Consider the following 22,458-nt stretch of genomic DNA (forward strand, 5'->3'; position numbering starts at 1 on the left):
CCCCGCCATGCAATCGCCGCGTCATGACGTGGCGCGAGGAGGATGGCATGGCAATCGTCAAACTGGAAGGCGCCGCCCGCGCGGCTGCCCTGCAGGCCCTGCCGGGCTGGCAGGCGGCGTCTGGCCGTGATGCCATCGTCAAGACCTTTGTCTTCGCCGATTTCAATGCCGCTTTCGGCTTCATGACCCGGGTGGCCCTGCAGGCCGAGAAGGCCGATCACCATCCGGAATGGTTCAATGTGTATAATCGCGTCGAGATCGTGCTGACCACGCACGATGCCGGCGGCGTGAGCGAGCGCGATGTCGCGCTGGCGACGTTTATTGAATCGGCTGCCGCGTCGTCCGGCGGCAAGGCGAAAACGGAGTAACGGATCATGAGCGCAGCGAAACGTGGCCTGCAGCGCGGCCTGCTGATCGTTGCCGCACTGGCGGCTCTGGGTGTTGCCGGTCTGGTGGCGATGCAGTGGCTGATGCCCCATGGCGGCGAACAGCCGGGCAGCGGCCAGGTCTCGATCGGCGGGCCGTTTACGCTGACCGACCAGGATGGCCGCACGGTCAGCGACAAAGATTTCGCCGGCAAGCTGATGCTGGTCTATTTCGGGTTCACCAACTGCCCCGACATCTGCCCCACCGGCCTGCAGACCATCGCCATCGCCATGGATAGCCTTGGGGGCGATGCCGCCAGGGTGCAGCCGATCCTGATCAGCGTCGATCCGGAGCGTGATACCCCGGCGGTGATGAAGGACTACGTGCAGGCTTTCCACGAACGGCTGATCGGCCTCACCGGCACGCCGGAGCAGATCGCCAAGGTGGCCCGCGAATACCGGGTCTATTACCAGAAGGTGCCGCTGAAGGAATCCAGCCTGGGCTATTCGGTGGACCATTCCGGCTTCATCTACCTGATGGACGGCCAGGGGCGATATCTGACGCATTTTCGTCATGACGTGGCGCCGGACGAGATGGCGAAACGCATCCGCGCCCGATTCTGATATTTATTTCAGTTGGTTATGGAAATGCACGCATATGTTGCAGTGCAAAATAAATCGTGCGGACACTGAGGAATCCCACTAGACTGTCCTGATATCCGCCGGACTGAAGCGATTCGCTAACGCCTTTGCTCTAGACTGTCCGGCCTGTCCCCTGGCAGAAGGGTGGGACCTGATGCTCTACCAGCTTTATGAATGGCAGCATGCCGCGCTCCAGCCGGTGCGCGCGATGGCCGAGGCGCAGACGCAGGCGCTGAAACTGCCCTATCTGCCGCTGAACTACAGCCCGGCCGCGCGCACGCTCGCCGCCGGCCTGGAAGTCTTCACCAACATCACCCGCCGCTACCCCAAGCCGGCCTTCGGTCTGGCGACGACGAAAGTGGATGGCGTCGAGCGCAAGGTCACCGAGCGCACCGTCGTCTCGATGCCCTTCTGCAACATCCTGCATTTCGAGCGCGAAGGCTGCGCCGAGCGCAAGGACCCCAAGCTGCTGATCGTGGCGCCGCTGTCGGGCCATTACGCCACGCTGCTGCGCGGCACCGTCGAGGCGATGCTGCCGAACCACGAGGTCTACATCACCGACTGGATCGATGCCCGCGACGTGCCGCTGCGCGAGGGCGCCTTCGAACTGGACGACTATATCGACTACGTGCGCGAATTCTTCATGGTGCTGGGGCCGAACTGCCACGTCATGGGCGTGTGCCAGCCCTCCGTGCCGGTGCTGGCCGCCGTGGCCCTGATGTCGGAGGCGAAAGACCCCAACACGCCGCGGTCCATGACCCTGATGGGCGGCCCGATCGACACCCGCATCAGCCCCACCGTGCCGAACAACCTGGCCAAGGAACGCTCCATCGAGTGGTTCGAGCACAGCGTGATCAACCGCGTGCCGCTGCCGCATGCCGGTTTCATGCGGCCGGTCTATCCGGGTTTCATCCAGCTCACCGGCTTCATGACCATGAACCTGGATCGCCATGTCGGTGCCCATGTCCGGCTGTTCCACCACCTGGTCAAGGGCGACGGCGACAGCGCCCGGGCGCACAAGGATTTCTACGATGAATACCTGGCGGTGATGGACCTGCCGGCGGAATACTATCTGCAGACCGTGCGCCGCGTGTTCCAGGAACACGAACTGCCGCGCGGCATCATGCAATGCCGCGGCGACAAGGTGGATACCGCCGCGATCACCAGAACCGCCCTGCTTACCGTGGAAGGCGAGAAGGACGATATCTCGGGCATCGGCCAGACGGCGGCGGCCCACGATATCTGCCCCAATATCCCCAATCGCATGCGCCAGCATCATTTGCAGGCCGGGGTGGGGCATTATGGCGTGTTCAACGGCCGGCGCTGGCGCGAGGAGATCGCGCCCAAGGTCACGGCCTTCATCCGCCAGCACCACAAGGCGTAAATCGGCTTTCCCGGCGGCTGGCGCTTTCGCCGCCGCCGCCTTATTTTTTCCGCCATGCCCCGCAAGCTTCCTTTCTGGCGCCGCAAGCGCCTGGACCAGATGACGCCGTCCGAATGGGAGTCGTTGTGCGACGGCTGCGGCAAATGCTGCCTGTATCGCCTGGAAGACGACGATACCGGCGCGCTGGAGCAGACCAACGTGGCCTGCAAGCTACTCAACTGCGCCACCGGGCAATGCAGCAACTATCCCAAACGCAAGAAGCTGGTGCCCGATTGCATCCAGCTCACGCCGGGCAAGGTGCAGAAGATGAACTGGCTGCCGGCCACCTGCGCCTATCGCCTGGTGGCGGCCGGCAAGGATCTGTACTGGTGGCATCATCTGAAAAGCGGCAGCCGCGACACCGTGCATCAGGCCGGGATTTCGGTGGCCGGCCGCTGCATCTCCGAGAAGGAGGCCGGCGAACTGGACGAGCACGTGGTCTACTGGCTCGACGATCCCGGTCCGCCCAAACCTAAAAAACGGGCATAATCTCGCCGCAATGGCAGGGCAGGGTTGAATCATGATCCGCTTCGCCCTTTGCATACTGCTGATCTCCGTCGCCCTGATCTCCGTCGCCCTGCCGGCCGCTGCGCAGCAACCGAGCGAATGGGATCGCTCCAATGCGGAAATCCGCCGCATGGAGCAGGAACGCGAAATGCGCCAGCTCGATTTCCAGCGCCGGCAGGATGACGAGGCCCGCCGCCAGGATGCCGAACGGCGCCGCGCCAATGAGGAAGAGCGCCAACGTGCCCGCGACATGGAGCAGCGGCGGCTGGACGATCAGCGTCGCCGCTGAACGGGCGGCCGCCAAACCGTGCAATTGACGTGGCGTCACGACTGGCGCGCGTCTTTGCACCCCGGTAATCTGCCGCCTCCCTGATCGGGCCCATGATCGGGGATGGCCTGCTGGGCCGGGGAGATTACCGCATGCTGGATGCCGATCTGATTGCCAGGTTCAAGGCGGTGAAGCTGCTGTCGCTGGATCTCGACGGCACGCTCACCGATGGCGGCCTGTATTACGCCGAGGACGGTTCCGAGCTGCGCAAATATTTCGTGCAGGACGGTTTCGGCATGCTGCTGGTGCGCGAAGCCGGCATCGAACTCTGTCTGATCACCATGAGCGACACGCCCTCGATCCAGAAGCGCATCGACCGGCTGAAGATCCGCCACGGCCATATGGGCGTGCGGCACAAGCTGCCCCGGCTGCAGCAGATCTGCGCCGAACTCGGCATCGGCCTGGATGCCGTCTGCCATGTCGCCGACGACCTCAACGACCTCGACGTGATGCAGGCGGTTGGCCTGCCGATCGCCGTGGCCAATGCGCGGCCGCAGGTGAAGGACGCCGCCGCCTATGTCACCAGCGCCAGCGGCGGCCATGGCGCCGTGCGCGAGGTCTGCGACCTGCTGCTCGAATACAAAGTCTGATCGAAAAAACGGAGGAATTGCCATGGCCATCGATTTCAAGGGCCGCGTTGCCATTGTCACCGGCGCGGGCGCCGGCCTGGGGCGCAGCCATGCGCTGCTGCTGGCCGAGCGCGGCGCGAAGGTTGTGGTGAACGATCTGGGCGGCGCGGTGGACGGCACCGGCGGTTCGTCCAAGGCGGCCGATGCCGTGGTGGCCGAGATCAAGGCCAGGGGCGGCGAGGCCGTGCCGAATTACGACAGCGTCTCCGATCCGGCCGCTGCCGCCAGTATCGTGAAGACCGCCACCGATGCCTGGGGCCGCGTCGATATCCTGGTCAACAACGCGGGCATCCTGCGCGACAAGACCTTCGCCAAGATGGAGATCGCCGATTTCGACACCGTGGTCGACGTGCATTTCCTCGGCTCGGCCTATGTCACCAAGGCGGCCTGGCCGGTGATGCAGCAGCAGCAATACGGCCGCATCGTCATGACCTCGTCGAATTCCGGCCTGTACGGCAATTTCGGCCAGTCGAATTATGCCGGCGCCAAGATGGCCGTCGTCGGCCTGATGAACTCGCTGAAGCAGGAAGGCGCCAAATACGGCATCCTGGTCAACACCATCGCGCCGGTGGCCGCCACACGCATGACCGAGGCTTTGCTGCCGCCGCAGCTTCTGCCGCATCTCAAGCCCGAATATGTGTCCCAGGCGGTGGCCTATCTGTGCTCGGAAACCTGCACGGCCACCGGCGATATCATCTCGGCCGGCGCCGGTTTCTACGCCAAGCTGCAGATCATGGAATCGCAGGGCATGTTCTTCGGCATCGACGCCAAGGTGACGGTGGAGGATTTCGCCGCCAGCTACGCCAAGATCACCGACATGTCGAAGCCGCAGCATTTCGGCTCGTCGATGGAAGAGGTGGGCCACATCGCCAAGCCTTTCGTGGCGAAGGCTTAAGGCGCGATCAATCCGGCAGTTGCTGCAGGACCGCGTCTCCCAGTATGTCGAGGATGCGGTTCTGCCCGCCGGCATAGGTGCGGGCCGCCGCCGCGATCCCGGCGGTTTTCGCCGGGTCGGCCAGCAGGATGCCCAGGGCTGCCGTGAGTTCGGCGGCATCCTGCACCTGCTGCGCCCCGCCGGCTTCCAGCAGGCCGGCCACGGCTTCGCTGAAATTGAACATCGACGGACCGAACAGCACGGCGCAGTCCAGCCGCGCCGGTTCCAGCGGATTCTGCCCGCCATGGGGGATCAGCGAACCACCCATCATCACCACCGGGCAGAGGCGATACCACAGGCCCAGTTCGCCCAACGTGTCGGCGACATAGATATCGGTTGCTTCCGTCACGGCTTCGCTGCGTGAACGCAGGGCAATGGCGCAGTCGGGCGTTGCCAGAGCGGCGGCGATTTCGGGGCCGCGCTGCGGGTGACGCGGCGCGATGATGGTCAGCAGGCCGGGGAAGCGGGATTTCAGCGCGCGGTGCACGCCGGCGATCTGCTGCTCCTCACCCGGATGCGTGCTGGCGGCCAGCCAGCGCGGCCGGTCGCCCAGCGTCATCTGCCATTGCATCACCGTCTCGGCATGGGCGGGCAACGGGGGCGCGGCCTGTTTCAGATTGCCGGCCTCGATGACGTTGGCGGCGCCCAGGCGGCGCAGACGTTCGGCATCCTGTGCTGTCTGCGCATAGATGGTCCGGAAGCTGCGCAACAGCCAGTGCGCGGTCTGTGGCGCCAGACTCCAGCGCCGGCAGGACCGCTCCGACATGCGCGCGTTGACCAGCAGGGAAGGGATGTCGCGATGCTGAATCTCGGCCAGGATGCCGGGCCAGAAGTCCGACTCGCTCCACAGAACCAGATCGGGCCGCCAATGGTCCAGGAAACGGTCGACCGCATTGGGCAGATCGACCGGCACAAATTGATGGATCACACCCTTCAGTGTTCCCTGAGCGGCACGCTGGCGCACCAGTTCGGCCGAGGTGACCGTGCCGGTGGTGAGCAGCAGCGTCAGGTCGGGACGCGCCGCATGCAGATGCTGCAACAGCGGCAGCAATGCCTGGGCCTCGCCCACGCTGGCGCCATGGCACCAGACCAGCCGGCCGGCCGGCCGCGCCATGGTCGCGTGGCCGAAACGCTCGGCCAGACGCGCGGCATCTTCTTTGCCGGCATCGGCGCGGCGCCGCAGCCACAGCATGACCGCCGGCGCAAGCAGATGCCCGGTGCCGCGCCACAGGAGTCGCCGCCAATCCATGCTCATGCCGGCGACATTGCCGCAACGCAAAGCCGGACGGAAGGGCTTGCCGGATGCCGCCGTGGCTGTCAGCCTGATTGGAGTCTTTATAGGGGAGGAACAGGATGGATAGCGTTCGCGTCGAAAAGCAGGGTGCCGTTACCACCGTGATCCTGGACCGCCCGCAAGCCCGCAACGCCGTCGACCGGCCCACCGCCGATGCCCTGCGCCAGGCCTTCAAGGATTTCGACGCCGATGAGACTGCCCGCGTCGCCGTGCTGTGGGGCGCCAATGGCACCTTCTGCGCCGGCGCCGATCTGAAGGCCGTGGCCGATGGAGCCAATCGCAACGATGTCTCGCCGGAAGGCGAAGGCCCGATGGGGCCGACAAGGCTGCTGCTGTCCAAGCCGGTGATCGCCGCCGTCTCAGGCTATGCCGTGGCCGGCGGTCTGGAGCTGGCTTTGTGGTGCGACCTGCGCGTGGCCGAAGAGGATGCGGTGTTCGGCGTGTTCTGTCGGCGCTGGGGCGTGCCGCTGATCGATGGCGGCACCGTGCGCCTGCCGCGCCTGATCGGCCATAGCCGCGCGCTCGACATGATTCTCACCGGCCGGCCGGTGCAGGCCAATGAGGCCTTGCAGATGGGGCTGGCCAACCGCGTGGTGGCGAAAGGCGGAGCGCGTGAAGCTGCCGAGGCGCTGGCTGCCGAGATCGCGCGTTTCCCGCAGGCCTGCATGAAGGCGGATCGCGCCTCCAGCTACCGACAATGGGATCTGTCGCTCGATGCCGCCTTGCATGACGAGGCGGAAAGCGGCCTGCCGATCATCGAGCGGGAGGCGATCGCCGGCGCGGCGCGCTTCAAGAGCGGGCTTGGCCGCGGCGGGGATTTTTCCTCGATCTGACGCTGCCACCTTCCGGCAGCAAACCAAGCATCTTTTTCATCACCGTGGGCAGGGCCGCGTCGCGCGGCTGCTGCCATTGCCCGTCGATTTTTGCAGCGATACGCGTGGCGACACGGCCATGCAGCGCAGTGATCTTCAGCGCGAAATGGGTGAAGACATGCTCGGCCGCGCCATCCACCGGCTGCCAGTCCAGTGGCAGCGGCGCATGCGCGACGGCCTCGCCGTTGTGCCACGGCGTATCGCGCCATGGCGCGCTGGGCACTTCCAGCATACCGCCCAGCAAGCCCTGCGGCGGCCGGCGGCGCAGCAGCACGGCGCCATCCTCGCGCTGCAGCAGGAAGGCGATGGTGTGGCGCACCGGCCGCGCCGCTTTTGCCACCTTGCGCGGCAGGTCTGCCGCGATGCCGCGCTCCTGTGCGGCGCAGAGCGTCTGCAACGGACAGCGCGGGCAGTCCGGGTTTTTGGGTGTGCAGACCGTGGCGCCCAGATCCATCATGCCCTGCGCGAAATCACCGGGACATTTCCGCGGCGTCACGTTTTCCGCCAGCGCGCGCAATGCCGGTTTGGCCTGCGGCAGCGGCGTCTCGACGGCGAAGACACGGGCCAGCACACGTTCGATATTGCCGTCCATCACGGCAGCCGGCTTGTCAAAGGCGATGGCGGCAATGGCCGCCGCCGTATAGGCGCCGATGCCGGGCAGCTCCAGCAGGCCCTCGACAGTATCGGGGAAGATGCCACCGAGTTTTTCGCTCACGGCCCTGGCGCATTTGTGCAGGTTGCGGGCGCGCGCGTAATAGCCCAGTCCCGCCCAGGCCTCCATCACATCCTCCACCGGCGCGGCGGCCAGGTCATGCACGCTGGGCCAGCGTGCAAGGAACTTGCCGAAATAGGGGATCACCGCCGGCACGGTGGTCTGCTGCAGCATGATCTCGCTGAGCCAGACGCGATACGGTTCCATCGGCGCGGCGCCGGGCGGGCTGCGCCAGGGCAGGCTGCGATGATGCCGGTCGTACCATTTCAGCAATGGTGCGGCGATGTTGGCGCGGCGCGGGGCGGACATGGCGGCGACCTTAGGCAGCGCGTGCCCCTGCGGCAAGCGTTCTCGCTTGCCATGAGAATGCTGCGGCAAGCGTTTCTCTGCTTGCCAGGCGACAGGCGCGGCGGCATCTTGCGCCACCCCAGCCAGACCGGATTTCCAGCCATGCGCCGATCCATAGCCATAGCCTTTGCGGCGATGCTTGCCTTTGCTTTCGATGGCCGCGCCGCCGCGCCGGGCGAAATCCGCCTCGGAACCATCACCGATCTCTCCGGCCCCGCCGCGCCTTACGGGCATGCGGTGGTGAACGCATTGCGGCTGCGCTTCGATGCGGTGAACGCGGCGGGCGGCATCCGTGGGCGCAAGATCCGCCTGATCGTCGAAGACCACCAGTTCCAGGTGCCGCGCGCCGTGCAGGCCGCTAGCAAGCTGATCCGGCGCGACCATGTGCAGGCGATGGTCGGCGCGCTCGGCACCGCCCAGGTGCAGGCGGTGCTGCCGCAATTGCGCGCGGCCGGCATCCCCAACCTGTTTCCCATGGCGGCCAGCCGCGAGCTGGTTCACGCGCCGGATGCCATCACCTGGATTTCCGGCTCGCTGTATTACGACCAGATTCGCGCCGGCGTGAAATGGATGGTCGAGCAGCGGGGCAAGCGGGCCGTCTGCGCGCTGGCGCAGAACACCGAATATGGCGAAGAAGTGCAGCAGGCCCTGCGCGACCAGCTCGGCATGCATGGCCAGAATCTTGTCGCCGTGGCGACCCATCGTCCGGCCGATACCGATTTCACGGCCGCCATCGCGCGGCTGCGGGCGGCCAATTGCGATCTCGTCGTGCTGGCGACACTGCTGCGCGATACGCTGCTGCCGATGGCGGCCGCCAGGGCCGCTGGCTGGAGCGTCGATTTCCTCGGGCCGTCGACCACGCATGATTATCTGCTGGCCGCCGCGCCCGGCGGGGCGACGCAGGGGCTCTACAGCGTGTCGTCGGTGGCATTGCCCGACCAGGCCGCGGCCGCGCCGGAGGTATTGGCCTGGATCGCGGCCTATACGGCGCGCTTCGGCACCGCCCCCAATGCCGGCGCGATCTATGGCGCCACCATCGCCGATCTCGCCGTGCTGGCGCTTGACCATGCCGGCGAGGGTGATGATCCGGCGCGTTTCGCACGGGCCATCCGCAGCATCAGCGGCTGGCGCGACCTGTTTGGCGGCACCGTGCAGGATTTCTCCGCGGGCAGCCGCCAGGGCACCAGGCAGGCCTATATCTGGCAGCTCGGCGGCATGCGTTATGAACGGCTGACCGAAGCGCTCGGCTATTAGTCGGCGCCCCGGCGGCGTAGACTACGCCGATGGCCAACGAGTCGAAATCTGGCGAGGCGAAGCCGAAAAACGCCAGGCCGGGGCATGACCCCGCGAAACGCACCAATGCGCCCAAGGCGCTGGGCGTGGCGCTCGGCCGCCTGACCAGGCCGGTCTTCAAGCAGCGCGGTGTGGCGCTGGCCGAGATCATCAACCGCTGGGCCGAAATCGCCGGGCCGCTGCTGTATGCCGAAACCCAGCCGGAAAAACTGATCTATGCCGCCGGGGCCGGCCATGCCGCCGCGCTGGAGATTTCCGTCAGCCCGGCCTTCGCGCTGGAACTGCAGCATCTCAGTCCGCTGATCATCGAAAAGATCAATGGCTATTTCGGTTACCGGGCGGTGGAGCGGCTGCGACTCCGGCAGATGCCGATCACGCGCTCCGTCGGTGGTTCCGAGTCGCAACCGGCCCGCCGGCCATCGAGCCGGCCGTTAACCAGCGAGCAGCAGGCCCGACTGGCCGCGTTGCTGGAGGGAGTCGAGGACAAGACCCTTCGACAAGCTCTTGAAAAGCTTGGCCGATCACTTTTCGGTGCGAGTCGCTGAGTCGCCTTGAGCGCGCCAGATTCTTGTGGATAACGGCAGAGTCCGGTTGCAGGCCGGACGGGCAACCATACAATGCCCCCTAGATGTAGGGGGTCGGAGCATCTCTATGAAATATATACAGCGTTTTATCCTGACCCTGGCGGTGATCCTGTTGGCCGGCCTGGGCGCCGAGGCCCGCGCTCAAGCTGCGTCCGCGGGGGCGGATCCCCGCCTGCAGGACATGGTGATCGGCAAGGCCGACGCGAAGATCACCATCATCGAATATGCCTCGCTGACCTGCCCGCATTGCGCCGCCTTCCATGCCGATATCCTGCCGGCCGTGAAGGCCGATTACATCGATACCGGCAAGGCGAAGCTGGTCTTCCGCGACTTCCCGCTCGACAACCTCGCCTTTGCCGGCGCCATCCTGGCCCGCTGCGGCGGGCCGGATCGTTATTTCACCTTCCTCAACGTGCTGTTCGCGCAGCAGCGCCAGTGGGCCACCGCTTCCGATCCGAAGGCGGCGTTGACCCAGATCGCGCGCCTGGGCGGCGTCTCGGCCGAGCAGTTCGACGCCTGCCTCGCCGACAAGGCGCTGGGCGACTACATCCTGAACTCGCGCCTGGAAGGCAATCAGAAATTCAACGTCAACTCGACGCCGACGCTTATCATCAACGGCAAGACCGAGGCCGGCGTGCCCTCGCTCGACGAGTTGCGCAAGAAGCTTGACGCGCTGGCGAAGTAATCGCCCGCGCAGTTTACGAAAGGGAGTCCCCGTGCAGTTCACCAAGTTGCGCCTGTCCGGTTTCAAGTCGTTCGTCGAGCCGACGGATTTCATCATCCATCCGGGGCTCACCGGCATCGTTGGCCCGAATGGCTGCGGCAAGTCGAATCTGGTGGAAGCCCTGCGCTGGGTGATGGGCGAAAACTCGGCCAAGCGCATGCGCGGTTCGGGCATGGACGACATGATCTTTGCGGGCACGGCCACCCGGCCGGCCCGCAATATCTGCGAGGTGACGCTCACTCTCGATAATGCCACGCGCACGGCGCCGTCGGCCTTCAACGAGCAGGAAGTGCTGGAGATCACCCGTCGTATCGAACGCGAGAAGGGTTCGGATTACAGCATCAACGGCAACGACGTGCGCATGCGCGACGTGCAGCTGCTGTTCGCCGACCTGGCCTCGGGCGCCAATTCGCCGGCCATGGTCAGCCAGGGGCGCGTCGGCGCCATCATCAACGCCAAACCGACCGACCGCCGCATGCTGCTGGAAGAGGCGGCCGGCATTTCCGGCCTGCATTCTCGCCGGCACGAGGCCGAGTTGCGCCTGAAGGCCGCCGAGCAGAATCTGGAACGCGTGGTCGACGTGATCGGCCAGCTCGACAACCAGCTGCAGAGCCTCAAGCGCCAGGCCCGCCAGGCCAGCCGCTACCGCAACATCGCCGGCCAGATCCGCAAGACCGAGGCGATCCTGTTCCATCTCAAGCACCAGGCGCTGAAGAATGCTCTGGCCGAGGCCGAACAGGCCATGCAGGCCGCCGAGCGCGAAGTGGCCGACCGCACCCTGCAGGTGTCGGAAGCCCATGAAGCCGAGCGCATCGCAGCCGAAGCGCTGCCGCCGTTGCGCCAGCACGAAGCCGAGGCCGGCGCCAAGCTGCACCGCCTGACGGTGGCGCGCGAAGGTCTGGATGCCGAGGCCGCCCGCGCCCAGGACGCCGCCGAGCAGGTGCGCGCACGACTGGTGCAGATCGCCTCCGATGCCGAGCGCGAAAGCGCCCTGTCGCTGGATGCCGAGGAAACCCTGACCCGCCTGAATGGCGAGACCGAACAGCTGGAAGCCCAGCGCGCCGGCGAGGGCGAGGCTCAGGCCGGTGCCGAAAGCGCCGTGGCCGAGGCCCAGGGCCGCGTCGATGAGCGGCAGGCCGAACTCGACCGGCTGACCGACCGCGCCGCCGAGGAGCAGGCCCAGCGCGCCCGCCTGCGTCAGGCCATCGAGGATGCCGAACGCCGGCTGGCCCGCCTGCGCAACCGCATCGAGGAAATCGCCGGCGAAGAAGCACGGCTGAACGAACAGACCGAGGCGCTGGCCGAAGCCGAAAGCGCCAATGCCGAGGTGGAAGCCAAGCAGGCCGCGGTGGAAGCCGCCCGCGCCGCCCTGGAAACGGTCGAGGCCGATCATGCCGGCAAGCTGGAAGCCGCGCGCCAGGCCTATGAAACCGTGGAGGCCGAACAGGCCCGCCTGATCGAGGCCGCCCGCGCCGCCCTCGAGGCCGTCGAGGCCGAACACGCGCAGAAGATCGAGGCCGCCCGCGCCGCCCTGGCCCAGGCCGGCAACGAGCATGAGCAGAAGATCGAGGCCGCCCGCGCCGCGCTGAACGCCGTGGAAGGCGAACACGCGCAGAAGATCGAAGCCGCGCGCGCCGGCCTGAACGCCGTCGAGGCCGAGCAGGCGCAGAAGATCGAGGCTGCCCGCGCCGGGCTCAATGCGGTCGAAGCCGAACATGCCGAGAAGATCGCCGCTGCGCGTCGCGGCGTCGAACAGGCCGAGGCCGAGCGGGCCGCCGTGGCCCAGGCCGAGCAGGCCGCGCGCGAGGCCTGGCAGGGCGTGCAGGGCGAACTCACCCGCCTGAAGGCGGAAGAGGCCGGCCTCACCAAGCTGCTCAAGCTGGACGAAAGCAATCTCTTCCCGCCGCTGATCGATCAGGTGACGGTGGAACCCGGTTTCGAGAAGGCGCTGGGTGCAGCCCTGGCCGACGAACTGAATGCCGCCACCGATCCCAATGCACCGATGCACTGGGATGCGCTGCCGCCCATGAGCGACGCGCCCGGCCTGCCCTTCGGTGCCGAACCCTTGTCGAAATACGTCACCGGCGCGGCTGCCCTGCAGCGTCGCCTCAGCCAGATCGGCGTGGTGGCCGACGATGCCGATGGTGCCCGCCTGCGCGCCGACCTGAAGCTGGGCCAGCGCCTGGTGACGAAGTCGGGCGCGTTGTGGCGCTGGGACGGCTTCACGGTGAAGGCCGGTGCGCCGACCTCGGCCTCGGTGAAACTGGAACAGCGCAACCGCCTGGCCGACCTGCGCGAGGAACTGCGCGGCCTGGAAGGCAAGCTCGGCGATGCCCAGCGCGCCTATGAAGCCGCGCGCCAGGCCACCGAGGCGGCGGCAACGGCCGAACGCGCCGCGCGTCAGGCCGTGCAGGCCGCGGAAGAAACCCGCAATGTCGCGCGCCAGCAGGCCGCCGGCGTGGTGCAGGCCGCCGAGCAGACCCGCAACGAAGCGCGCCAGCAGGCAACCTCTGTGGTGCAGGCGGCCGAACAGGCGCGCAACGAGGCCCGCGATCAGGCGGCGGCTCAGGTGCAGGTGGCCGAACGGGCCGCCGCCGAAGCGCGCGACCGCGCGGCCCAGGCCGTGGCGGCGGCCGAGCGCGAGCGCCAGGGCGCGCGCGACCATGCCAACCAGGGTATTGCCGCCGCCGAACGCGACCGCCAGAGCGCGCGCGAACAGGCGGCCCAGGCGATCACCATGGCCGAGCGCGAGCGTCAGGCTGCGCGCGACCGCGCCAACCAGGACATCGCCCGCGCCGACCGCGATCTCGATGCCGCCCGCGAATTGCAGGCAGAAGTCGTGCGCAAGGAGGCCGAACGCCAGTCGCGCCTCGCCGCGCTGGCCGAGCAGAAGCAGCAGACCGAGGCCGAGATCGCCGAGACCGAAGCGGCCCGCGCGGCTGAGGAAACCGCGCTGGCCGCCATGCCGCCGGAAGACGAGGTCCGCCAGCTGATCGCCATGGTGCGCGACGAGGTGAACGCGCTGCGCCAGGCGCTGGCCGAACGCCGCGCCGCGCTGGAGCAGCTGCGCCGCGATTCAGAGGCCCGGGCCCGCCGGCTGGAAGCCATCGTCATCGAGCGCCGTGCCGCCATGGCGCGCAACGAAAGCGCCGCGCAGCAGCTCGAACAGCTCGGCGCCCGCCAGGCCGAGGCGACGGCGGAACTGGAAAAGCTGGAACAGATTCCGCGCGAGCTGGAAAGCCGCCGCAACGCCCTGCTGGAACAGATTTCGCTGGCCGAGACCGAGCGCAACCAGGCCGCCGACCATCTGGCCAATGCCGAGGCCGCGCAGCAGCTCGCCGCGAAAACCGCGCGCGAAATCGAGCAGCTGCTGGGCAGCGGCCGCGAGGCGCGCGTGAAGGCGGAAGCCGATCTGGAGCACCAGCGCGTCAGCTTGGACGAGCTGGCGATCCGCGTGCGCGAGGTGCTCGACTGCACGCTCGAGCAGGTGCTGAAGGCCGGCGAGGTGGAAGACGACGAGGAATTCCCCGAGCTGCCGCAGGTGGAAAACCGGCTCGAGCGCCTGCGCAAGGAACGCGATAACATGGGCCCGGTGAACCTGCGTGCCGAGCTGGAAGCCAACGAGGTGGAGGAGAAGCTCACCGCGCTTTCCACCGAGCAGACCGATCTGGTCGCCGCCATCGACAAGCTGCGCCAGGGCATCTCGTCGCTGAACAAGGAGGGCCGCGAGCGCCTGCTGGAAGCCTTCGAGAAGGTGAACGGCCATTTCCAGAAGCTGTTTGTCGAAGTGTTCGGCGGCGGCAAGGCACACCTTCAGTTGGTAGAGAGTGATGACCCTCTGCAAGCTGGCCTGGAAATCTATGCCTCGCCGCCGGGCAAGCGGCTGCAGATCATGTCGCTGCTCTCGGGCGGCGAGCAGGCGCTCACGGCTTTGTCGCTGCTGTTCGCGGTGTTCCTCACCAACCCGGCGCCGATCTGCGTGCTGGACGAAGTGGACGCCCCGCTGGACGACGCCAACGTCGAGCGCCTGTGCAACCTGATGGAGGCGATGGCGCGCCAGACCGAGAATATCGGCGAGGGCACGCGCTTCGTGGTGGTGACCCACCATCCGATCACCATGGCGCGCATGGACCGCCTGTTCGGCGTCACCATGGCCGAACGCGGCGTCTCCACGCTGGTCTCGGTCGATCTCGCCGGCGCCGAGGCGATGCGCGCCACGGCGTAAGGCGGCTCAGTCACTCCAATGTGTCATGCCCGGACTTGATCCGGGCATCCACGTTTTTCGTTTTTTATGTGTGCAAAGACGTGGATGGCCGGGGCAGGCCCGGCCATGACGATCTTCATTGGATGAAACCTAAAGACTGCCCGCCGGATGGAAGCCGAAGGCACCGTCCAGCATGGCGCCGCGGAAATCGGCCTTGTCGATTTTCGCCCGGCCCAGATTGGCGCCCCGCAGATCGGTGCAGATCAGCTTCGCGCCGCTCAAATCCGCGCCGGCGAGGTTGGCTTCGGCCATATCCGCGCCGCTCAGGTCCGCATGGGCGAGATTGGCGCCCGAGAGGTTGAGGCCGCGCAGGCGGGCGCGACTGCCGCGATTGCCGTCGCTGGCGATCCAGGCGGCATGATCGGCCACCAGACCATCCAGCAGTTCGGCGGTGATCGGCCGCGCCACGGCGCCGCCGGCCGCCTCGATCGCGTCGGCCATGCCGGCGCCCAGGTCGCTCAAGGCAAAACTGGCGCCGCGCAGGTCGGCGCCGCGGAAACTCACATTCTCCAGCCGGGCGAAGGCAAAGCTGGTGTCCTGCAGGTTGGCCTTCTCGAAGCTGGCATCCTGCAGCGTGGCGCCGGCGAAGCTGGCCCCGGTGATGCGGGCCTGATGCAGCCGCGTGATCTGGCCCAGATCGGAATGGCCGTCGTGATAGGGGCCGAGCCGGGCGCCGTCGAAACGGGTGCCCGACAGCACGGCGCGGCTCAGGTCAGCGCCGCGCAGATCGGCCCTGGCGAAATCGGCCTCGGTGAGATCGGCGGCCGTGAGGTCGCAGCCATGCAGTTCGGCTTCAAGGAAACTGCTTTCGCGCAGGTCGGAGCAGGACAGCCGGCAGAAGGGCAGATAGGCCTGGCGCAGGTTGCGTTTGGTCAGCTTGACGGCATCGAAATCGACCCGTTCCAGATGCAGCCGGCGGCCGATCCGCACCGATCCGCTCAGCGACTGCACATACCGCCCATGGGATTCCAGCCGCTCGCCGAGATCGGCGGGGCAGGGGCTGTAGGGCGGGGGCACGACGTTCATGCGGCTCCGGGGTTGCGGCCCAGAGTATGACGCAGGTGCCCTCCCAAAGAGAATAGGGCTGATGCTAAATTTCTGGAGACGTACAGTCCGCCGCAGCGCGGTTTTGCCGCAGGCCCGGCGGGGCATCCGGCCCTAGAGCAGACCGGCAATCACCCGGTCGGGCGGGGCATGACCGTCGGCGAAGGTCTTGATGTTGATGATGACCTTCTCGCCCATGTCGATGCGGCCTTCCAGCGTGGCCGAACCCATATGCGGGATGAGCAGCACGTTGTTCAGTTCCAGCAGCTTCGGGTTCACGGCGGGTTCATGTTCGAACACGTCCAGGCCGGCGCCGGCGATCTCGCCCTTGCGCAGCTTGCGCACCAGCGCGTTCTCGTCGATCACCTCGCCGCGCGCGGTGTTGACGATATAGGAATGCGGCGGCAGGAGATCGAGCCGGCGCGCCGACAGCAGGTGGAAGGTGGCCGGCGTGTGCGGGCAGTTCACCGAGATGATGTCCATGCGGGCCAGCATCTGGTCAAGGCTTTCCCAGTAGGTCGCCTCCAGCTCCTGCTCGATGCTTTCATGCACGCGCTTGCGGTTATGGTAATGGATCGACAGGCCGAAGGCCTTGGCGCGGCGGGCGACGGCCTGGCCGATGCGGCCCATGCCGATGATGCCCAGCCGCTTGCCCCAGATGCGCTGACCCAGCATCCAGGTGGGCGACCAGCCCTCGAACTTGCCCTCGCGCAGGGCCTGCGCGCCTTCCACCAGGCGGCGCGGCACGGCCAGGATCAGTGCCATGGTCATGTCGGCGGTGTCTTCGGTCAGCACGCCGGGGGTGTTGGTGACGGTGATGCCGCGCCCGCGTGCGGCTGCCAGGTCGATATGGTCGACGCCGGTGCCGAAATTGGCGATCAGGCGGAAATTCGGGCCGGCATGGGCCAGGATGGCGCCATCGATGCGGTCGGTGATGGTCGGCACCAGCACGTCGGCGGTTTTCACCGCCTCGATCAGCTCGGCTTGTCCCATCGGCTTGTCGGCGATGTTCAGCCGGGTGTCGAACAGCTCCATCATCCGGGTTTCAATCGGATCCGGCAGCTTCCGGGTCACGATCACCAGGGGGCGCTTTTTCGGCGTTGGCATGACAGGCGTTTCCGGCTCCGCGGGAGGGGAGATTATGAGCCCTCTCTAGCAGATCGACCCGACCGAGACAAACCTCGGCCGGGTCGAAATCGGCTGCCGCAAGGGTAGCCCAAGCGTAGACCTTGGTCCGGGGGGCGAAATGCTCCGTTCGTATGCGAATGGAGCCCGGATCAAGGGCTTACTGCCCCAAATTACCGCACATACAGCGGCATATACTGGCGGATGTTGCGTTCCAGCTCGCGGTTCACGTCCATCATGGTCTCGCGCACCAGGCCGTGGATGATCAGGTCGCGGTCGTTCAGGGTCGCCTTCTCGCTCATCGAGCCGGAGCGGCGGGCCGCCGCCGAGGCTTCGCCGACCCGGAAGCCGCGGGAATCGCGGATCTCGACGGCCATTTCCACCTCGGTATCGAAACGGGCGATCTGGTCCTCGGTGAAGCTGCCGCGCAGGCCCGGGGTCTTCTTCAGGTCCACCTCGGTCACGGCGGCCTTCTTGATGATCACGGTGACGCGGTTCTGCTGGCTGTTGTCCAGCGCGACGCGGTCGCGGGTCCAGCGGGCCGCCACCACGGAGGGCGGCTGCGGGATGCTCAGCTCGATATGCGGCGGCTGGGCCGACGGCTGGTATTCCTGGATGGTCTCGACCGAGCTGGCGGCGAAGGTCAGCTTCGGCTGGTTCTCGAAGGTGATCTCGGGCAGCAGCAGTTTTTGTGGCGGTTCGCTGGCGCAGGCGGCGACGGCCAGGCCTAGGCCAAAAACGGCCAGCAGGCGGCGAAGGGAAGCGAGGCGCATGGAATCTCTCCCGTGTCGTGGGGGTGGCGTTTCAAATAGGCCGGCAAATGGGGCGAATTCAAGGCCCGGCAATGGCGGGATTCGGCCAAAACTCCGGAATTCCGTCAGGCCTTCACGGTATCGGCGGGGAAATCGTAGGCCGCGCTGCAGAACTGGCAGGTCACGGTGATCACGCCGTCGGCATCGGCCATGTCGGCCAGTTCCTCCGGGCTGAAGGTGGAGAGGATGCCGCGCACCTTGTCCGACGAGCAGGTGCAGGCATCGACCAGGGCGGATGGTTCGAAGACCCGCACGCCATCTTCATGGAACAGCCGGAACAGCAGATCGTTCTGGCTCAGGCCCGGATCGCACAGCTCGTCCATGCGCGTGGTCGAGAGCAGGGCGGTTGTCTTTTCCCAGGCCAGGTCGCGATCTTCGTCGTTCAGGCCGCCGGCCTGCGCCGGCAGCTGCTGCAGCAGGATGCCGCCGCCGCGCCAGTAGCGGCGGCCGTCCGCGCCCCTGCGATGGGCGGCGCCGAGCACAACCCGGGCATTGAGCTGTTCGGATTGCGCGAAATAGGCATGCGCCGCCTCGGCCAGCGTGCTGCCCGAGAGATCGACAATGCCCTGGTAACGCTCCATGTCCGGCCCCTGCGGGTCGATGGTGAAGGCCAGATAGCCCTTGCCCAGCAGCAGGGGCACCAGCGCGCGTTCGGCCCCCGGCCCAAGCTCCAGCCCTTCCAGCCGTTCGGCGTCGAAATTGGCGTAGCCGCGCAGATGGCCCGGCGTGCGGCAATCGGCCACCAGCGTCGAGACCGGGCCGTCGCCCTTGGCCTGCAGCGAGAAGATGCCGTCGAATTTCAACGCGGTCGCCATGGTGGCGGCCAGGATCATCGCCTCGGCCAGCAGTTGCGCCACCGGCTCGGGATAGGCGTGGCGGCTCAGGATGCGGTCGAGCGCCGGGCCCAGCCGCACCAGGCGGCCGCGCACGTCGCATTGCTCGATCTGGAACGGCAGCGAAAGATCGTCGTGAAGCGGAGGCATACGCACGCAACCAATATAAGGCGTTTCAGGCGCCGAAACACCAGGCCAGGATAGCCTTCTGGGCATGCAGGCGGTTTTCCGCCTCGTCGAACACCACCGATTGCGGGCCGTCGATCACATCCGGCGTCACTTCCTCGCCGCGATGGGCCGGCAGGCAATGCATGAAGATGGCATCCTTCGCCGCCTTCTGCATCAGCGCGGCATTCACCTGATAGGGCGCCAGAATCCTGTGGCGCCGTTCGGCATCCTTCATGCCCATCGACACCCAGGTATCGGTGATCAGGCAATCGGCGTCGGATGCGGCCTGGGCCGGATCGCTGGTCACGTTCACCTGGCCCTGGCGCTCGGCCGCCCATTTCAGCACGCGGGCATCGGGCTGCAATTCGGCCGGGCAGGCCAGATCGAGGCGGAAGCCGAACAGCACGGCGGCATGGATCAGCGACGTGGCCATGTTGTTGCCGTCGCCAACCCAGGCCAGCTTGCGGCCGCGGATCGGGCCGCGCTTTTCCTCGAACGTCATCACGTCGGCCATCACCTGGCAGGGATGGCTGTCGTCGGTCAGGCCGTTGATCACCGGCACGCTGGCATTGGCGGCCAGATCGGCCAGGTTCTGCGCCTTGCCGGTGCGCATCATGATGGCATCCACATTGGCCGACAGGATCTTGGCCGTGTCGGCGATGCTTTCGCCGCGATTGATCTGCAATTCGTCGGCACGCACCACGATGGTCTCGCCGCCCAGTTGGCGCATGGCGCTGTCGAAACTCAGGCGCGTGCGCGTCGAGGGCTTCTCGAAGATCATCGCGAGAATCCGGTCGGCCGCCGGCCGGTCGGGTTCGATCCAGCCTTTCGGCCGGCCCGTGCGGCCGGCCTTCATCCTGGCCGCGTGGCTCAAAATGCCGCGCAGCGTCTCGGCCGGAATCCGGTCGAGATCCAGGAAATGCCGAATGCCGTTCATGCAGCTTCCTTGGTCTTAGCCTGCAGTTTCTGGCACGCCGCCTCGATACGCTCGATGCCTTCCGCCAGATCCTTTTCTGGGATGGTCAGCGGCGGCAGCAGGCGCACGGTGTTGTCGCTGGCCGTCACGCCCAGCACATGCTCATCGCGCAGGGCGGCCTGGAAGTCGGTGTTCACGCATTTGCTCTTCACCGCGAGCAGGAAGCCCTGGCCGCGCACTTCCTCGATCACCTCGGGGTAGCGGTCGGCCAGCATGGCGAGCTGCTGGCGGAAATACGAGCTGCGCTTCTGCACGCCATCGAAGAAGCCGGGTTCCAGCATCACGTCCAGCACGGCGTTGCCCGCCGTCATGGCCATGACATTGCCGCCAAACGTGGTGCCATGGGTGCCGGGCTTGATGCCCGAGCAGGCTTCGTCGGTGGTCAGGATCGCGCCGACCGGAAAGCCGCCGCCCAAGCCCTTGGCCAGGGTCATGATATCCGGCGTGATGCCCGCCCATTCATAGGCGAACAGCTTGCCGGTGCGGCCCATGCCGGTCTGCACCTCGTCCAGGATCAGCAGCAGCTTGTGCTCGTCGCAGATCTGGCGGATGGCGCGCAGGGTCTCGGTCGGCACGGCGCGGATGCCGCCTTCGCCCTGGATCGGTTCCAGCAGGATCGCCGCCGTCTCCGGCGTGATCGCGGCCTTCAGCGCCTTCAGGTCGTTCAGCGGCACATGGTCGAAGCCCTCGACCACCGGGCCGAAGCCCTCCAGGTATTTCTTGTTGTTGGTCGCCGCCAGCATGGCGAGCGTGCGGCCGTGGAAGGCGCCGTCGAAGGTGATGACGCGGTATTTCTCCGGCTGGCCCTTCGACGACCAGTATTTGCGCGCGATCTTCACCGCGCCCTCGTTCGCCTCGGCGCCCGAGTTGCAGAAAAACGCCTTGTCGGCGAAAGAATTGGCGACCAGCCGCTGGGCCAGTTTTTCCTGCTCCGGGATCTGGAACAGGTTGGAGACATGCCAAAGCTTGGCGGCCTGTTCCTGGATGGCCTTCACCAGATGTGGGTGGCTGTGGCCCAGCGCGGTGACGGCGATGCCCGAGCCGAAGTCGAGATAACGTCGACCGTCGGCGGTGTAGAGGTAAGGACCCTCGCCCCGCTCGAACGCGAGGTTCGCCCTCGCGTAGGTCGACATCAATGCTTCGCTCACGACACGCTCCTGTGGTTGCGGCCCGTCCTGATGGCCAGGCCCTGAAACGATGACGCCAGCCCCGGCTTTTTGACGCAGCCGGGCTGGCGGGAAGGGCAGGACTCTAAGGGCCGGCAAGGGCTTAGTCAATTCAGCGAATGTAGCGGGACAATGCGGGGTTCCCGGCGCTTTTGGGGTCCATTCTGTTGTCGCGGGGGAAGGCTGGCCGATCCCGGCAAGCGGGTGCTAGTGTTTGGAAAACATGGCGAATTGCGGGAGGTCGGGATGAGCAGCCTGAGTTTCGAGACCACGCGGCGGGTCTATTGCGAGCCGGGCGCCTCGGCGAGGCTGGGCAGCCTGGCGGGCGAACTGGGCATCACCCGCGTCATGCTGGTCACCGATCCGGGCGTGATGAAGTTGGGCCTGCCCCAGGCCGGGCTGGACAGCCTGAAGGCCGCCGGCATCGCGGTGTCGATCTACGACAGGACGGAAGCAGACCCGCCGGAAAAACTGGTGCACGAGGCCGTCGCGGCCGCCAAAGACTTTAAGGCAGACGGCGTGATCGGCTTCGGCGGTGGTTCGTCGATGGACATCGCCAAGCTGGTCGCCTTCCTGCCCCGCACCAGCCAGCAATTGTCCGAGGTCTATGGCGTCGGCAATGCGAAGGGCAGCCGTATGCCGCTGATCCAGGTGCCCACCACCGCCGGCACCGGCTCGGAAGTCACCGGCATTGCCATCATCACCACGGGCGAAGCCGAGAAGAAGGGCGTGGTCTCGCCGCTCCTGCTGCCCGATATCGCCTTGCTGGATGCCGATCTCACGCTGGGCCTGCCAAGGGCGGTGACGGCCGCCACCGGCGTGGATGCCATGGTGCATGCCATCGAGGCCTATACGACCAAACACAAGAAGAATCCGATGTCGGATGCGCTGGCGCGTGAGGCCTTGCGCCTGCTTTCGGGCAATATCCGCCATGTCTGTTCTGAGGCTGGCGCGAAGGACCGCAAGGCGCGGTCCGACATGCTGCTGGGCGCCATGCTGGCCGGCATGGCCTTTGCCAATGCACCGGTGGCGGCGGTGCATGCCCTGGCCTATCCGGTGGGCGGGCATTTCCATGTTCCGCATGGTTTGTCGAATGCATTGATGCTGCCCCATGTGCTGCGCTTCAACCTCGCGGTCGACACGGCGGCGGCGCAATATGCCGAGCTGGCGCCGGTTCTGCTGCCGGGTAAAAGTTTCAACTCCGCCGCAGCCGGTGCCGGCGCCCTGCTCGCCGAGCTGGAATCGATCATCGACGACGTGAAACTGGAAAAACAGCTCCGTCAGGTCGGCATCAGCCACAATCACCTGCCGATGCTGGCGAAAGACGCGATGAACCAGCAGCGACTGCTGGTCAACAACCCGCGCGAGGTTGGTTACGACGACGCGCTGAAAATCTACGAGCAGGCGCTCTGAGG

The 22,458-nt window shown here is 66.6% G+C and carries 21 protein-coding genes; 13 read left to right on the top strand and 8 right to left on the bottom strand.

Features of this window, described 5'->3' with window-relative positions:
* Nucleotides 1–23: 23 nt before the first annotated feature.
* From ACE3OO_RS11640 to ACE3OO_RS11670, 7 genes are all read left to right on the top strand, one after another.
* A complete protein-coding gene (locus tag ACE3OO_RS11640; RefSeq protein ID WP_374303016.1) occupies nucleotides 24–368 on the top strand; it encodes a 4a-hydroxytetrahydrobiopterin dehydratase in 345 nt (114 codons plus the stop codon).
* Between the two features lie 6 nt (nucleotides 369–374).
* Complete coding sequence (locus ACE3OO_RS11645; RefSeq protein WP_374303019.1) at nucleotides 375–989, top strand: SCO family protein; 615 nt, start codon at nucleotides 375–377, stop codon at nucleotides 987–989.
* Nucleotides 990–1,161: 172 nt separating this feature from the next.
* On the top strand, nucleotides 1,162–2,391 hold the full coding sequence (locus tag ACE3OO_RS11650; RefSeq protein ID WP_374303021.1) for a polyhydroxyalkanoate depolymerase: 1,230 nt from the start codon (nucleotides 1,162–1,164) through the stop codon (nucleotides 2,389–2,391).
* A gap of 54 nt (nucleotides 2,392–2,445) precedes the next feature.
* Entirely contained in the window at nucleotides 2,446–2,919 is a 474-nt protein-coding gene (locus tag ACE3OO_RS11655) for a YcgN family cysteine cluster protein (protein WP_374303023.1), read from the top strand.
* A gap of 31 nt (nucleotides 2,920–2,950) precedes the next feature.
* Nucleotides 2,951–3,226, top strand: coding sequence for a hypothetical protein (locus tag ACE3OO_RS11660; protein WP_374303026.1), 276 nt, complete (start codon nucleotides 2,951–2,953; stop codon nucleotides 3,224–3,226).
* Nucleotides 3,227–3,318: 92 nt separating this feature from the next.
* The gene (locus tag ACE3OO_RS11665) at nucleotides 3,319–3,855 is read left to right on the top strand and encodes a KdsC family phosphatase (protein WP_374303028.1); all 537 of its coding nucleotides are present in this window, start codon (nucleotides 3,319–3,321) and stop codon (nucleotides 3,853–3,855) included.
* Nucleotides 3,856–3,877: 22 nt separating this feature from the next.
* Nucleotides 3,878–4,789: an SDR family oxidoreductase gene (locus tag ACE3OO_RS11670; protein ID WP_374303031.1), complete on the top strand. Its 912-nt coding sequence runs from the start codon at nucleotides 3,878–3,880 to the stop codon at nucleotides 4,787–4,789.
* A gap of 7 nt (nucleotides 4,790–4,796) precedes the next feature.
* Here the strand turns inward: ACE3OO_RS11670 and ACE3OO_RS11675 are convergent, their stop codons facing one another.
* Nucleotides 4,797–6,083, bottom strand: coding sequence for a 3-deoxy-D-manno-octulosonic acid transferase (locus ACE3OO_RS11675; RefSeq protein ID WP_374303033.1), 1,287 nt, complete (start codon nucleotides 6,081–6,083; stop codon nucleotides 4,797–4,799).
* 98 nt (nucleotides 6,084–6,181) lie between these two features.
* On the opposite strand from ACE3OO_RS11675, the gene ACE3OO_RS11680 reads away from it, so the two are divergent.
* Nucleotides 6,182–6,955, top strand: coding sequence for a crotonase/enoyl-CoA hydratase family protein (locus ACE3OO_RS11680; protein ID WP_374303034.1), 774 nt, complete (start codon nucleotides 6,182–6,184; stop codon nucleotides 6,953–6,955).
* Here ACE3OO_RS11680 and mutY read toward each other — a convergent pair.
* The gene (gene mutY, locus ACE3OO_RS11685) at nucleotides 6,912–8,015 is read right to left on the bottom strand and encodes an A/G-specific adenine glycosylase (protein ID WP_374303035.1); all 1,104 of its coding nucleotides are present in this window, start codon (nucleotides 8,013–8,015) and stop codon (nucleotides 6,912–6,914) included. The genes ACE3OO_RS11680 and mutY overlap by 44 nt on opposite strands.
* A gap of 141 nt (nucleotides 8,016–8,156) precedes the next feature.
* On the opposite strand from mutY, the gene ACE3OO_RS11690 reads away from it, so the two are divergent.
* The 4 genes from ACE3OO_RS11690 (at nucleotide 8,157) to ACE3OO_RS11705 (ending at nucleotide 14,880) form a co-directional block, all read left to right on the top strand.
* A complete protein-coding gene (locus tag ACE3OO_RS11690) occupies nucleotides 8,157–9,308 on the top strand; it encodes an ABC transporter substrate-binding protein (protein WP_374303036.1) in 1,152 nt (383 codons plus the stop codon).
* A gap of 29 nt (nucleotides 9,309–9,337) precedes the next feature.
* Nucleotides 9,338–9,892: a DUF721 domain-containing protein gene (locus ACE3OO_RS11695; protein WP_374303039.1), complete on the top strand. Its 555-nt coding sequence runs from the start codon at nucleotides 9,338–9,340 to the stop codon at nucleotides 9,890–9,892.
* 106 nt (nucleotides 9,893–9,998) lie between these two features.
* A complete protein-coding gene (locus tag ACE3OO_RS11700; RefSeq protein WP_374303041.1) occupies nucleotides 9,999–10,616 on the top strand; it encodes a DsbA family protein in 618 nt (205 codons plus the stop codon).
* A 31-nt stretch (nucleotides 10,617–10,647) separates the two neighbouring features.
* On the top strand, nucleotides 10,648–14,880 hold the full coding sequence (locus ACE3OO_RS11705; RefSeq protein ID WP_374303042.1) for an AAA family ATPase: 4,233 nt from the start codon (nucleotides 10,648–10,650) through the stop codon (nucleotides 14,878–14,880).
* Nucleotides 14,881–15,009: 129 nt separating this feature from the next.
* On the opposite strand, the gene ACE3OO_RS11710 is transcribed toward ACE3OO_RS11705, so the two are convergent.
* The 6 genes from ACE3OO_RS11710 to ACE3OO_RS11735 all read right to left on the bottom strand — a co-directional run bounded on the left by ACE3OO_RS11710 (nucleotide 15,010) and on the right by ACE3OO_RS11735 (nucleotide 21,025).
* A complete protein-coding gene (locus ACE3OO_RS11710) occupies nucleotides 15,010–15,945 on the bottom strand; it encodes a pentapeptide repeat-containing protein (protein WP_374303043.1) in 936 nt (311 codons plus the stop codon).
* Between the two features lie 132 nt (nucleotides 15,946–16,077).
* Complete coding sequence (locus tag ACE3OO_RS11715) at nucleotides 16,078–17,070, bottom strand: 2-hydroxyacid dehydrogenase (protein ID WP_374303045.1); 993 nt, start codon at nucleotides 17,068–17,070, stop codon at nucleotides 16,078–16,080.
* Nucleotides 17,071–17,261: 191 nt separating this feature from the next.
* The gene (locus ACE3OO_RS11720; RefSeq protein ID WP_374303047.1) at nucleotides 17,262–17,861 is read right to left on the bottom strand and encodes a hypothetical protein; all 600 of its coding nucleotides are present in this window, start codon (nucleotides 17,859–17,861) and stop codon (nucleotides 17,262–17,264) included.
* Between the two features lie 104 nt (nucleotides 17,862–17,965).
* The gene (locus ACE3OO_RS11725; RefSeq protein ID WP_374303049.1) at nucleotides 17,966–18,883 is read right to left on the bottom strand and encodes an Hsp33 family molecular chaperone; all 918 of its coding nucleotides are present in this window, start codon (nucleotides 18,881–18,883) and stop codon (nucleotides 17,966–17,968) included.
* Between the two features lie 25 nt (nucleotides 18,884–18,908).
* Complete coding sequence (gene argF / locus ACE3OO_RS11730; protein WP_374303051.1) at nucleotides 18,909–19,838, bottom strand: ornithine carbamoyltransferase; 930 nt, start codon at nucleotides 19,836–19,838, stop codon at nucleotides 18,909–18,911.
* Nucleotides 19,835–21,025: an aspartate aminotransferase family protein gene (locus ACE3OO_RS11735; RefSeq protein WP_374303052.1), complete on the bottom strand. Its 1,191-nt coding sequence runs from the start codon at nucleotides 21,023–21,025 to the stop codon at nucleotides 19,835–19,837. Before ACE3OO_RS11735 ends, argF begins: the two co-directional genes overlap by 4 nt.
* 264 nt (nucleotides 21,026–21,289) lie before the next feature.
* Here ACE3OO_RS11735 and ACE3OO_RS11740 point away from each other — a divergent pair, with 264 nt between their 5' ends.
* On the top strand, nucleotides 21,290–22,456 hold the full coding sequence (locus ACE3OO_RS11740; protein WP_374303054.1) for an iron-containing alcohol dehydrogenase: 1,167 nt from the start codon (nucleotides 21,290–21,292) through the stop codon (nucleotides 22,454–22,456).
* Nucleotides 22,457–22,458: the final 2 nt, after the last annotated feature.

Source organism: Ferrovibrio sp. (assembly GCF_041906005.1).
Taxonomy (GTDB): domain Bacteria; phylum Pseudomonadota; class Alphaproteobacteria; order Ferrovibrionales; family Ferrovibrionaceae; genus Ferrovibrio.

Excerpts from the sequence above, each read along its gene's own strand:
- ACE3OO_RS11640 (WP_374303016.1), top strand. The coding sequence starts at position 24 with ATGACGTGGCGCGAGGAGGATGGCATGGCAATCGTCAAACTGGAAGGC.
- ACE3OO_RS11645 (WP_374303019.1), top strand. The coding sequence starts at position 375 with ATGAGCGCAGCGAAACGTGGCCTGCAGCGCGGCCTGCTGATCGTTGCC.
- ACE3OO_RS11650 (WP_374303021.1), top strand. The coding sequence starts at position 1,162 with ATGCTCTACCAGCTTTATGAATGGCAGCATGCCGCGCTCCAGCCGGTG.
- ACE3OO_RS11655 (WP_374303023.1), top strand. The coding sequence starts at position 2,446 with ATGCCCCGCAAGCTTCCTTTCTGGCGCCGCAAGCGCCTGGACCAGATG.
- ACE3OO_RS11660 (WP_374303026.1), top strand. The coding sequence starts at position 2,951 with ATGATCCGCTTCGCCCTTTGCATACTGCTGATCTCCGTCGCCCTGATC.
- ACE3OO_RS11665 (WP_374303028.1), top strand. The coding sequence starts at position 3,319 with ATGATCGGGGATGGCCTGCTGGGCCGGGGAGATTACCGCATGCTGGAT.
- ACE3OO_RS11670 (WP_374303031.1), top strand. The coding sequence starts at position 3,878 with ATGGCCATCGATTTCAAGGGCCGCGTTGCCATTGTCACCGGCGCGGGC.
- ACE3OO_RS11675 (WP_374303033.1), bottom strand. The coding sequence starts at position 6,083 with ATGAGCATGGATTGGCGGCGACTCCTGTGGCGCGGCACCGGGCATCTG.
- ACE3OO_RS11680 (WP_374303034.1), top strand. The coding sequence starts at position 6,182 with ATGGATAGCGTTCGCGTCGAAAAGCAGGGTGCCGTTACCACCGTGATC.
- mutY (WP_374303035.1), bottom strand. The coding sequence starts at position 8,015 with ATGTCCGCCCCGCGCCGCGCCAACATCGCCGCACCATTGCTGAAATGG.
- ACE3OO_RS11690 (WP_374303036.1), top strand. The coding sequence starts at position 8,157 with ATGCGCCGATCCATAGCCATAGCCTTTGCGGCGATGCTTGCCTTTGCT.
- ACE3OO_RS11695 (WP_374303039.1), top strand. The coding sequence starts at position 9,338 with ATGGCCAACGAGTCGAAATCTGGCGAGGCGAAGCCGAAAAACGCCAGG.
- ACE3OO_RS11700 (WP_374303041.1), top strand. The coding sequence starts at position 9,999 with ATGAAATATATACAGCGTTTTATCCTGACCCTGGCGGTGATCCTGTTG.
- ACE3OO_RS11710 (WP_374303043.1), bottom strand. The coding sequence starts at position 15,945 with ATGAACGTCGTGCCCCCGCCCTACAGCCCCTGCCCCGCCGATCTCGGC.
- ACE3OO_RS11715 (WP_374303045.1), bottom strand. The coding sequence starts at position 17,070 with ATGCCAACGCCGAAAAAGCGCCCCCTGGTGATCGTGACCCGGAAGCTG.
- ACE3OO_RS11720 (WP_374303047.1), bottom strand. The coding sequence starts at position 17,861 with ATGCGCCTCGCTTCCCTTCGCCGCCTGCTGGCCGTTTTTGGCCTAGGC.
- ACE3OO_RS11725 (WP_374303049.1), bottom strand. The coding sequence starts at position 18,883 with ATGCCTCCGCTTCACGACGATCTTTCGCTGCCGTTCCAGATCGAGCAA.
- argF (WP_374303051.1), bottom strand. The coding sequence starts at position 19,838 with ATGAACGGCATTCGGCATTTCCTGGATCTCGACCGGATTCCGGCCGAG.
- ACE3OO_RS11740 (WP_374303054.1), top strand. The coding sequence starts at position 21,290 with ATGAGCAGCCTGAGTTTCGAGACCACGCGGCGGGTCTATTGCGAGCCG.